This window comes from Agromyces solani (assembly GCF_058349925.1).
Genome location: NZ_JBYRER010000002.1, coordinates 614,997 through 625,443, shown reverse-complemented (window position 1 = coordinate 625,443; position 10,447 = coordinate 614,997). Strand labels below are relative to the sequence as shown.

Annotated in this window: 10 protein-coding genes; all 10 read left to right on the top strand. The window is 72.2% G+C overall.

The window, feature by feature from the left end:
* Positions 1–24 precede the first annotated feature (24 nt).
* The 10 genes from wecB to AC3RJ7_RS10570 all read left to right on the top strand — a co-directional run bounded on the left by wecB (position 25) and on the right by AC3RJ7_RS10570 (position 10,442).
* Positions 25–1,089: a non-hydrolyzing UDP-N-acetylglucosamine 2-epimerase gene (gene wecB, locus AC3RJ7_RS10615; protein WP_491455801.1), complete on the top strand. Its 1,065-nt coding sequence runs from the start codon at positions 25–27 to the stop codon at positions 1,087–1,089.
* Between the two features lie 66 nt (positions 1,090–1,155).
* The gene (locus AC3RJ7_RS10610; RefSeq protein ID WP_491455800.1) at positions 1,156–1,890 is read left to right on the top strand and encodes a glycosyltransferase family 2 protein; all 735 of its coding nucleotides are present in this window, start codon (positions 1,156–1,158) and stop codon (positions 1,888–1,890) included.
* On the top strand, positions 1,887–2,288 hold the full coding sequence (locus AC3RJ7_RS10605) for a DUF2304 domain-containing protein (RefSeq protein WP_491455799.1): 402 nt from the start codon (positions 1,887–1,889) through the stop codon (positions 2,286–2,288). The genes AC3RJ7_RS10610 and AC3RJ7_RS10605 overlap by 4 nt, the downstream gene beginning before the upstream one ends.
* A gap of 23 nt (positions 2,289–2,311) precedes the next feature.
* Positions 2,312–2,899: an acyltransferase gene (locus tag AC3RJ7_RS10600; RefSeq protein ID WP_491455798.1), complete on the top strand. Its 588-nt coding sequence runs from the start codon at positions 2,312–2,314 to the stop codon at positions 2,897–2,899.
* Entirely contained in the window at positions 2,899–3,987 is a 1,089-nt protein-coding gene (locus tag AC3RJ7_RS10595; RefSeq protein ID WP_491455797.1) for a DegT/DnrJ/EryC1/StrS family aminotransferase, read from the top strand. Before AC3RJ7_RS10600 ends, AC3RJ7_RS10595 begins: the two co-directional genes overlap by 1 nt.
* The gene (locus AC3RJ7_RS10590; protein WP_491455796.1) at positions 3,987–4,982 is read left to right on the top strand and encodes a Gfo/Idh/MocA family oxidoreductase; all 996 of its coding nucleotides are present in this window, start codon (positions 3,987–3,989) and stop codon (positions 4,980–4,982) included. Before AC3RJ7_RS10595 ends, AC3RJ7_RS10590 begins: the two co-directional genes overlap by 1 nt.
* A gap of 3 nt (positions 4,983–4,985) precedes the next feature.
* A complete protein-coding gene (locus tag AC3RJ7_RS10585) occupies positions 4,986–6,161 on the top strand; it encodes a glycosyltransferase family 4 protein (protein WP_491455795.1) in 1,176 nt (391 codons plus the stop codon).
* Positions 6,158–7,258, top strand: coding sequence for a glycosyltransferase (locus AC3RJ7_RS10580; protein ID WP_491455794.1), 1,101 nt, complete (start codon positions 6,158–6,160; stop codon positions 7,256–7,258). Before AC3RJ7_RS10585 ends, AC3RJ7_RS10580 begins: the two co-directional genes overlap by 4 nt.
* Before the next feature lie 80 nt (positions 7,259–7,338).
* Positions 7,339–8,523: a UDP-galactopyranose mutase gene (gene glf / locus AC3RJ7_RS10575; protein WP_491455793.1), complete on the top strand. Its 1,185-nt coding sequence runs from the start codon at positions 7,339–7,341 to the stop codon at positions 8,521–8,523.
* Positions 8,520–10,442 carry a DUF6541 family protein gene (locus AC3RJ7_RS10570; RefSeq protein ID WP_491455792.1) on the top strand — a complete coding sequence of 641 codons (1,923 nt, stop codon included), beginning with the start codon at positions 8,520–8,522 and terminating at the stop codon, positions 10,440–10,442. Before glf ends, AC3RJ7_RS10570 begins: the two co-directional genes overlap by 4 nt.
* Positions 10,443–10,447: the final 5 nt, after the last annotated feature.

Genomic DNA, 10,447 nt, shown 5'->3' with positions numbered 1-10,447 from the left:
TCGCAGCGGTTAGACTCGATGCCCGTGAGAATCGTCAGCGTCGTCGGCGCGCGCCCCCAGTTCGTCAAGCTCGCACCGATCCACCGTGCGGCGCTCGCCGCCTCGGTCGACCACGTGATCGTGCACACCGGCCAGCACTACGACCCGATGCTCTCCGACGTCTTCTTCGAAGACCTCGGCATCGGTGCGCCGCAGGTTCACCTCGGCGTCGGCTCGGGCTCGCACGGCGTACAGACCGGTGCCATGCTCGGCGCGCTCGACGGCGTCTTCGACGAGCACGCGCCCGACTGGGTGCTCGTCTACGGCGACACGAACTCGACGGTGGCGGCGGCGCTCAGCGCCGTGAAGCTGCACCTGCCCGTCGCCCACCTCGAGGCGGGCCTGCGCTCGTTCAACCGACGCATGCCCGAGGAGCACAACCGCGTGCTCACCGACCACGCCGCCGATCTGCTGCTCGCACCGACGCAGGTGGCCGTCGACCACCTCGCGGGCGAGGGCCTCGCCGACCGCACCGTGCTCGTCGGCGACGTCATGACCGACGTGCTCTACGAGATCCGCGACCGCGTCGCCGGTTCGCCCTCGGTGCTCGCCGAGCAGCTCGACCTCGCCCGGGGCGGCTACTACGTCGCGACCATCCACCGCGCCGAGAACACCGACGACCCGGCGCGCCTCGAGCAGATCGCCGCCGGCCTCGCCGGGCTCGACAAGCCCGTCGTGCTGCTCGCGCACCCGCGCGTGGCTGCGAAGGCGGCCGCCCACGACATCAGCCTCAGCCGGGGTTCGCTCGTCCAGCACTCTCCCCTCGCCTACCCCGACCTCGTCGCCGCGGTCACCGCGAGCGCCGGGGTCGTCACCGACTCGGGCGGCCTCCAGAAGGAGGCGTTCCTGCTCGGCGTGCCGTGCACGACCGTGCGCACCGAGACCGAGTGGGTCGAGACCGTCGACCTCGGGTGGAACGTGCTCGCGAACACCGCCGACGAGATCGCCGCGGGTGTCACGCGGCCCGCGCCCGCCCCGACGAGCGAGACGCCGTACGGCGACGGGCACGCCGCCGAGCGCGTGGTCCGCGAACTGCTCGCGCGGGCGTGACCGCGCGGCCGCGCGCAGGCGCTCGCCGAAACGGGCCGTGCGCCCCCGATTGCTAGGATCCCCTACATGCCCCAACGCTCCCCCCGGGTACTCGTCGTGGTACCCGCCTTCAACGAGGAGCAGGCGGTCGGCCAGGTCGTGCGCGAGATCGGCGAGGTGCTCCCGGGCATCGACTGCCTCGTCGTGAACGACGGGTCCTCCGACGCCACGAGCGCCGCCGCGCGGGCGACCGGCGTCGCCGTGCTCGATCTCCCGTTCAACCTCGGGGTCGGCGGGGCGATGCGCGCCGGGTTCGCCTACGCGCGCAACGAGGGCTACGACCTCGTGGTGCAGATCGACGCCGACGGCCAGCACGATCCGCGTTGCGTGCCCGACCTCGTCGCCGCGGCGGCCGACGCCGACATCGTGATCGGCGCCCGCTTCGCGGGCACCGGCGAGTACAGCGCCCGGGGCCCGCGCCGCTGGGCGATGGTCATGCTCGCCGGCGTCGTGAGCGCCATCGGCCGGGTGCGGCTGACCGACGCCACGAGCGGGCTCAAGGCGAACGGACGGCGCGCGATCGCGCTGTTCGCGGAGCACTACCCGGCCGAGTACCTCGGCGACACCGTCGAAGCGCTCGTCATCGCGCAGAAGGCCGGGCTGCGCGTGACGCAGATCCCCGTCGCCATGCGGCCGCGCCTCGCGGGCACGCCCTCCCACAACGCGTGGAAGTCGACCGTCTACCTCGGCCGCGCGTGCATCGCCCTCGTCTTCGCCCTCATGCGCCCGCGGGTGACCGTCCCCGAAGGAGACGCCTCATGAGCACCGCCACCTACGTGCTGGGCATCGTCGCCGCGGCGATCGCCCTATTCGCCGTCGTCGAGCTGCTGCGTCGGCGACGTCTCCGGGAGCGGCACGCGATCTGGTGGTTCGTGGCGGCGATCCTCGCGCTCGTCGTCGCGATCTTCCCCGCGATGCTCACCTCGGTCGCGTCGTGGCTCGGCTTCGGCCTGCCGAGCAATCTCGCGTTCTTCTTCAGCATCGTCATCCTGTTCCTCGTGAACCTCCAGCACAGCGCGGAGCTCACGGAGCTCGAGGACAAGACCCGCACCCTCGCCGAACACTCGGCGCTGCTGTCGCTAAGATTGGAGCGGCTCGAGGCCGACCGCGACTCCTCCGGAGACGAATCAGGCACGCCTCAGCGACCGTCGCGTCCATGAGCCCGTTTGAAAGGACCTCCCACGTGACCACGATCGCCCCGAGCGCCGACGTGTCCCCCGACGCCCGGATCGGCGAGGGCAGCAAGGTGTGGCACCTCGCCCAGGTGCGCGAGGAGGCGCAGCTCGGCGAGAACTGCATCATCGGCCGCGGCGCGTACATCGGCACGGGCGTCGTGATGGGCGACAACTGCAAGGTGCAGAACTACGCGCTCGTGTACGAGCCCGCGTCCCTCGGAGACGGCGTGTTCATCGGCCCGGCCGTGGTCCTGACGAACGACACCTACCCGCGCGCGATCAGCCCCGACGGCGCACTCAAGAGCGCCCACGACTGGACGCCGGTCGGCGTCACGATCGGCGACGGCGCATCGATCGGCGCCCGAGCGGTCTGCGTGGCCCCCGTGACCGTCGGCCGCTGGGCCACGGTCGCGGCCGGCGCCGTGGTCACGAAGGACGTCCCCGACTTCGCGCTCGTGGCCGGCGTGCCCGCCAAGCGCATCCGCTGGGTCGGCAAGGCCGGGGTCCCGCTCGTCCGAACGGGCGAGCACTGGGTCTGCCCCGAGACCGGCGAGCACTACATCGAAGACAACGAGACTCTGCGAGAGGCTGAGTGATGACCGACTTCATTCCCGCGGCACGACCGATCATCGGCGACGAGGAGCGCGCGGCGGTCGACGCCGTGCTCGCCTCGGGGATGCTGGCGCAGGGCGCCGAGGTGGCCTCGTTCGAGCAGGAGTTCTCGCAGGTGCTGCTCGACGGCCGGGCGTCGGTCGCGGTGAACTCGGGCACGTCCGGCCTGCACCTCGGGCTCCTCGCCTCGGGCGTCGGCCCCGGCGACGAGGTCATCGTGCCCTCGTTCACCTTCGCCGCGACGGCCAACTCGGTGGCGCTCACCGGCGCCACCCCGGTCTTCGCCGACATCGAGCCCGACCACTTCGGACTCGACGCCGCCGACGTGGCCGCCCGCATCACCGACCGCACCGTCGGCATCATGCCCGTGCACCTCTACGGCCACCCGGCCGACGTCGCGTCGCTCGGCGCGCTCGCCGACGAGCGGGGCCTCGCCCTCTTCGAGGACGCCGCGCAGGCCCACGGCGCCGAGGTCGACGGCCGTCGCGTCGGCACCTTCGGCCGCTTCGCGATGTTCAGCCTCTACCCCACGAAGAACATGACGAGCGGCGAGGGCGGCATGGTCTCGACCGGCAACTCCCAGGTCGAGCGACGGCTGCGGCTGCTCCGCAACCAGGGCATGGAGCGCCAGTACGAGAACGAGCTCGTCGGCTTCAACGCCCGCATGACGAACCTGCACGCCGCGATCGGTCGGGTGCAGCTCACGAAGGTCCTCGGCTGGACGGCCGACCGGCAGCGCAACGCCGCCTTCCTCGATGCCAACCTCGAGGGCGTCGTCACCCCGCCGGTCGCGGCCGGCGCCACCCACGTCTACCACCAGTACACGATCCGCGTGCCCGAGGACCGCGACGGCTTCGCCTCGGCGCTGCGCGACGAGTACCGGGTCGGGTCGGGCGTGTACTACCCGATCCCCAACCACCGCCTGCCGTCGTTCGGCCTCGAGCTCGACCTCCCCGAGACCGAGCGCGCCGCCCGCGAGGTGCTCTCGCTGCCGGTGCACCCCTCGCTCGGCCAGGGCGACCTCGACCGCATCGTCGAGGCGGTCAACGCCCTCGCGAAGGCGGGTGCGTGATGGCCGACCTCCGCATCGGCGTCATCGGCCTCGGCATGATGGGCCGCCACCACGTGCGCGTGACCCGCGAGGTCGACGGCGTCGAGCTCGTCGCGGCCGCCGACGCCCAGGGCGACCCCCACGGCGTCGCGGGCGGCCTGCCCGTGCTGCCGACGGTCGATGCGCTGATCGACCAGCGCATCGACGCGGCCGTCGTCGCCGTGCCGACCGGTTTCCACGAGGCGGTCGCGCTCGAACTCGCCGCCGCGGGCGTGCACACCCTGGTCGAGAAGCCGATCGCGAGCGACAGCGACGCGGGCGAGCGGGTCGCCGACGCGTTCGAACGGGCCGGCCTCGTCGGCGCCGTCGGGCACATCGAGCGCTTCAACCCCGCCCTGCAGGACCTGCGCCGACGTCTCGCCGAGGGCGAACTGGGCGACCTCTACCAGATCGCGACCCGCCGCCAGGGCCCCTTCCCGGCGCGCATCGCCGACGTCGGAGTCGTGAAGGACCTCGGCACCCACGACATCGACCTCACCGCCTGGCTCGCGCAGTCGCCGTACACGGCGATCGCGGCCCGCACGACGACGCGCAGCGGCCGCCCCCACGAGGACATGGTCTCGGCCACGGGCGTGCTCTCGAACGGCGCGATCACGAACCACCTCGTGAACTGGCTCTCCCCCATGAAGGAGCGCATCACCGTCGTCACCGGTGAGCGCGGCGCCTTCGTCGCCGACACCATCAGCGCCGACCTCACGTTCTTCGAGAACGGGACGCAGGCGACCGAGTGGGAGTCGATGGCCGCCTTCCGCGGCGTCGCCGAGGGATCGATGACGAGGTTCGCCCTCTCGAAGCGCGAGCCGCTGCGAAGCGAGCACGAGGCGTTCCGCGACGCGATCCTCGGCAAGTCGGCGAACACCGTCACGATGCGCGAGGGGCTCGCGACGCTCCGCGTCGCCGAGGCCGTCGTCGACTCCGCCCGCACCGGGCGGTCGATCGAGCTCGGCGCCGACTGAACCATGGCCGAAGCTCGTCGCGTCCTCATCGCGTCGCGGCTCTTCGCCCCCGAGGTGAGCGCCGGCGCGTTCCGCCTCCGGGCGCTCGCCCAGGGTTTCCTGCGTCGCGGGCACCGCGTCCGCGTCGTCACGACGACGGCGCCGCCGACGGCTCCCGAGACGAGCCTCGACGAACCCGGGCTCGAGGTCTCCCGATTCCCGGTGCTGCGCGATCGCGGCGGCAACGTCCGCGGCTACGTGCAGTACCTGAGCTTCGACATCCCGCTGTTCTTCCGCATCCTGTTCGCCCGCTTCGACCTCGCGGTCGCCGAGGCGCCGCCGACGACGGGCCTCGTCGTCTCGATCGTGAGCCGGCTCCGGCGGAAGCCCTACGCCTACTACGCCGCCGACATCTGGACGGACGGCGTCATCGCGATGGGCGCCCCGCGCTTCGTCATCGGCGCGATGCGGGCCGTCGAGGGGCACGTCATGCGGCGCGCGGCCTGCGTCCTCTCGATCTCGGACGAGGTGACCGACCGGCTGACCGGCTTCGGCGTCGACCGTGCGCGCATCGCGACCGTGGGCAACGGCGTCGACACCACGATGTTCTCGCCCGACGGGCCGGCCAGGTCCGACGAGCACCCCTACTTCGTCTACACCGGCACGATGTCGGAGTGGCAGGGCGCCGAGCGCTTCGTCGAGGCGATGCCGGCGGTGCTCGAGCGCCACCCCGGCACCCGGCTGCGCTTCTTCGGCCAGGGCGCCTCGGAGCCCGCCATCCGGGCGACGGCCGCCCGCCTCGCCCCCGAGGCCGTGCTGCTCGGCGGCGTCGTGCCGCCGACCGAGGCCGCCGAGTGGATCCGCGGCGCGGCGGGCGCGCTCGTGAGCATCGTTCCCGGCATCGGCTACGACTTCGCACGTCCCACGAAGACGTACGCGGCGGCCGCGTGCGGCACGCCCGTCATCTTCGCCGGCACCGGATCGGGCGCGGCACTCGTGCGCGACCACCGGCTCGGCCGCGCCGTCGACTACCGGGCCGACGACATCGCCGCGGCCATGATCGCGGCGATCGACGAATGGGGCTCGGGCGCGACCGCGGCCACGCGCGCCGAGCGCGCGGCCTGGGTCGAGGCGAACGCCTCGCTCGCCTCGGTGGGTGCGGCGGCCGCGGATGCGGTGCTGGAGGCGAGCCGGGCGTGAGGGTGCTCGTCGTCACGCCCTGGTATCCGAACGAGACCGGTCCGTACACGGGCGCGTTCGTCGAGCGCGACGTCCGGATGCTGCGGGGCGAGCACGACGTGACGGTCGCGCACCTCGTGGCGCCCGGCCACCGGGACGACGGCCCCGACGTCGTCGAACGCGACGGGGTCGAGGTGGTGCGCATCCCGATGGCCCCCGCGGATCCGCGCGAATGGTGGCGGGCCTCCCGTCGGCTGCGCGCCCTGCGCGAACGGGCCGACATCGTCCACTCCCACGCGGCCACCTCGCTCTGGCCGATGACGCTCGCTGGCCGCAGCGGCGTGCCGTGGGTGCACACCGAGCACTCCTCCGCGGTCGCCGGTTCGTTCGGGTCGACCGCGTCGGCACGGCGCAGCCGCGCCCTGCGCCGCCGCCTCTTCGAGCGCCCCGCCGTGGTCGTGACCGTGAGCGGGCATCTCGCCGAGCTCGTCCGCCGCCTCGGCCGCCGCGGGCCGGTCGTCGTGATCCCGAACGCCGTCGACGGCCCCGCCGCGCTCGTCCCGCGCCGTTCCGTCGAGGGTCCGCTCCGGCTCATCGCCGTCGGCGGCCTGACCGACGTCAAGCGCCCGCTCCTCGCCGTGCGCGCGCTGGCCGAACTGCGCGGGCGCGGCGTCGACGCCGAGCTCGAGTGGGTGGGCGCCGGCCCGCTCGCCGATCCGGTCGCGACCCTCGCCGCCGAGCTCGGCGTCGCCGAGCACGTGCGACTGGCCGGCGCGGTGGCTCCCGATGCGGTCGGCGCTCGGCTCGACGCATCCGACCTGTTCGTGCTGCCGACCGCGGGCGAGACCTTCGGCGTCGCGATCGCGGAGGCGATCGCGCACGGCCGGCCCGTCGTCACGGGCGCCGTCGGCGGGCAGCGCGAGTTCGTCGACCCAGCGGTCGGCGAACTCGTGACCGGCGAGAGCCCGGCCGACTACGCCGACGCGATCGAGCACGTCGTGGCCCGCACGCGCGGAATGACGGCCGACGAGATCGCCGCCACGCTCGGCGACCGGTTCGGCGACGCCGCCCGCCTCGCAGCCTACGACGAGGTCTACGCGACGGCCGGCCGCCCCTGAAGACGGGCCGGCGGCGCCCCGGTGGATGCCCGGTCGCGGTCGGGTACCCTTGAGTGTTGTTTTGAGAGGACACGCCATTCATGAACACTGACCTGCTCGTCGTCGGATCCGGCTTCTTCGGGCTCACCATCGCGGAGCGCGCCGCCCGGGAGCTCGGACTCAAGGTCACCGTCATCGACCGCAGGCCACACATCGGCGGCAACGCCTACAGCGCGGACGACGCGGAGACGGGCATCGAGGTGCACCAGTACGGCGCGCACCTCTTCCACACCTCGAACGAGCGGGTGTGGGAGTACGTCAACCGCTTCACGAAGTTCACCGACTACGTGCACCGCGTCTACACCCGCCACAACGGCGAGGTGTACCCGATGCCGATCAACCTCGGCACGATCAACCAGTTCTTCCGTTCGGCGTACGGCCCCGACGAGGCGCGCGCGCTCATCCGCGAGCAGGCGGGCGAGCTCGCGGGCACCGACCCCCAGAACCTCAACGACAAGGGCATCCAGCTCATCGGCCGCCCGCTCTACGAGGCGTTCATCAAGCACTACACCGCGAAGCAGTGGCAGACCGACCCGAGCGAGCTGCCCGCCGAGGTGATCTCGCGGCTCCCGGTCCGCTACACGTACGACAACCGCTACTTCAACGACACGCACGAGGGCCTGCCGGTCGACGGCTACACGGCCTGGCTCGAGCGCATGGCCGACCACCCGAACATCGACGTCCGCCTCGACACCGACTTCTTCGACGAGACGCAGCCGTTCTCGAAGGGCAACACGGTCGGCAACGTCCCGGTCGTCTACACCGGCCCCGTCGACCGCTACTTCGACTACTCCGAGGGTCACCTCTCGTGGCGCACCCTCGACTTCGAGCGCGAGGTGCTGCAGGTCGGCGACTTCCAGGGCACGAGCGTCATGAACTACCCCGACGCCGACGTCCCGTACACGCGCATCCACGAGTTCCGCCACTTCCACCCCGAGCGGGACTACCCGACCGACAAGACGGTCATCATGCGCGAGTTCTCCCGCTTCGCGGAGACCGGCGACGAGCCGTACTACCCCGTCAACACCACGAGCGACCGCGAGCGGCTGCTCAAGTACCGGGGCGACGCGAAGCGCGAGTCGAACGTGCTCTTCGGCGGCCGTCTCGGCACGTACCAGTACCTCGACATGCACATGGCGATCGGCTCGGCCCTCAGCATGTTCGAGAACCGGCTCGCGCCCGCGATCCGTGCCGGCGTCGCGGTGGAGAGCGGCGACGAGGCATGACCTGGCTCGAGCTGGTTCCTGCGATTCTCGTCGGGACCCTGCTCCTGCTCCTTCCCGGTCTCCCGATCGCCTGGGCCTGCGGTGCCCGGGGGCTCGCCCTGCCCGCCCTCGGCGCCGGTGCGTCGATCGGCGTCGTCGCCCTCACGTCGGTGCTCACCGGATGGGCGGGGATCCCGTGGGGCTACCTCCCGCTCATCGCGGTCTCCGCGCTCATCACGCTCGTCGCATTCCTCATCCGCCGTCGCTTCGCGCCCGCGAAGCCGAGCGGTGACGGCGCTCGCCTGCTCCTCCCGGCGACGGTCGGCGGCATCCTCGGCGGCGGACTGCTCCTCGCCGCGCTCATCCCCTCGATCGGTGCGCCCGAGCACCCGAACCAGCTGTTCGACGCGGTCTTCCACTACAACGCCGTGCAGTTCATCGCCCAGACCGGGATGGCCTCGCCGCTCGACATGACGATGTCGGTGCCCGGCCGGGCGTCGAGCTTCTACCCGACGGTCTGGCACGCGATGGTCGCCCTCGTCGTCCCCGTCGCGGGCGGGCAGGTCATCGCCGCCACCAACGCGTTCACGATCGCGGTGGTCGCCGTGCTGTGGCCGATCGCCGTGATGTACCTCGTGAGCGTGCTGTGGCCGAAGCGCCCCATCGCCGTCGCGTTCGGGGGCGCGTTCTCGGCGGGGTTCGCGATGTTCCCGCTCGGGATGCTCTCGTGGGGCGTGCTGTTCCCCAACCTGCTGGGCATGGCTGCCGTGCCGATCGCGCTCGCGCTCCTCGTCGTCCTGCTCGGTCGCACCGAAGCCCCCGGCATCGGGCCCGCCGTCGGGTGGCCGCTGCTCGCGCTCACCGTGCTCGGCCTGACCCTCGCGCATCCGAACGCGCTCTTCGCCCTGATCGCCCTCGCCGCCCCGCCGCTCGCCTCGGCGCTGATCGCCGGGTTCCGGGGCGCGACGTCGCTCCGCACGCGCCTGCTCGTCGTGGCGGTCGGCCTCGCGTACGTCGCCGGCGCAGCGGTGCTCTGGAGCCGCGCACGACCGACCGACACCAGGTGGGAGCCGTTCGAGTCGGTGCAGGCCGCGACCGGCGACGTGCTCTGGATGGCTCCGGTGAGCCGGCCGATCGCGGTCGTGCTCGCCGTGCTCGTGATCGTCGGCATCGTCGGAGAGCTGCTCCGCCGCCGGTACTGGGTGGTCGGCTCGTACGCCGTGTCGGTCGCCTTCTACATCGTCTCCGCCGCGCTCACGGTCGCCGCCGTCCGGACATTCATCGTCGGGATCTGGTACAACGACACCACCCGCGTCGCGAGCATGCTCGCCGTCGTCGGCATCCCGCTCGCGGCCTTCGGTGCGTCGCTCGTCGTCGACCGGTGCCTGCGCGGGCTCGGCTCCACCCGGTTCCGCGATTCGACCGTCGCGCGTCGCGTCGTCGTCATCGGCGTCTTCGCCGTGCTGGTCGCCGGCAGCCAGGTGCGCACGCTGAACACCCAGGTCCCGTTCCTCAGCGAGGTGGCCTACCGGTTCGACGAGAAGTCCGCGATCCTCTCCCCCGACGAGGTCGCCGTCTTCGACGAGATCGAGCGCATCGTCCCCGAGGGCGAGATGGTGGCCGGCAACCCGTGGAGCGGCGCGTCCCTGGCATACGCCTACACCGGACGCGAGGTGCTCTTCCCGCACATCAACGGCTCGTGGGGCGACGAGCGGCTGTCGGTCGGCGACCGCCTCGCCGCGGACGCCGATGAGCTGTGCCCCGTGCTCGACGACCTCGACATCACGTACGTCATCGACTTCGGCGACCGCTACGTGATCGACGGGTACGGCGACACTCCCAAGTACGCTGGGCTCAACGATCTCGATGAGTCCAGGTTCCTCGAGCAGGTCGCGCGCCACGGCGATGCGGCGCTGTACCAGATCACCGCGTGCGACTGAGCACG

Bases quoted from the DNA above. Each gene is read 5' to 3' on its own strand.
- AC3RJ7_RS10585 (WP_491455795.1), top strand. From the start codon at position 4,986: ATGGCCGAAGCTCGTCGCGTCCTCATCGCGTCGCGGCTCTTCGCCCCC.
- glf (WP_491455793.1), top strand. From the start codon at position 7,339: ATGAACACTGACCTGCTCGTCGTCGGATCCGGCTTCTTCGGGCTCACC.
- AC3RJ7_RS10610 (WP_491455800.1), top strand. From the start codon at position 1,156: ATGCCCCAACGCTCCCCCCGGGTACTCGTCGTGGTACCCGCCTTCAAC.
- AC3RJ7_RS10590 (WP_491455796.1), top strand. From the start codon at position 3,987: ATGGCCGACCTCCGCATCGGCGTCATCGGCCTCGGCATGATGGGCCGC.
- AC3RJ7_RS10595 (WP_491455797.1), top strand. From the start codon at position 2,899: ATGACCGACTTCATTCCCGCGGCACGACCGATCATCGGCGACGAGGAG.
- AC3RJ7_RS10570 (WP_491455792.1), top strand. From the start codon at position 8,520: ATGACCTGGCTCGAGCTGGTTCCTGCGATTCTCGTCGGGACCCTGCTC.
- AC3RJ7_RS10605 (WP_491455799.1), top strand. From the start codon at position 1,887: ATGAGCACCGCCACCTACGTGCTGGGCATCGTCGCCGCGGCGATCGCC.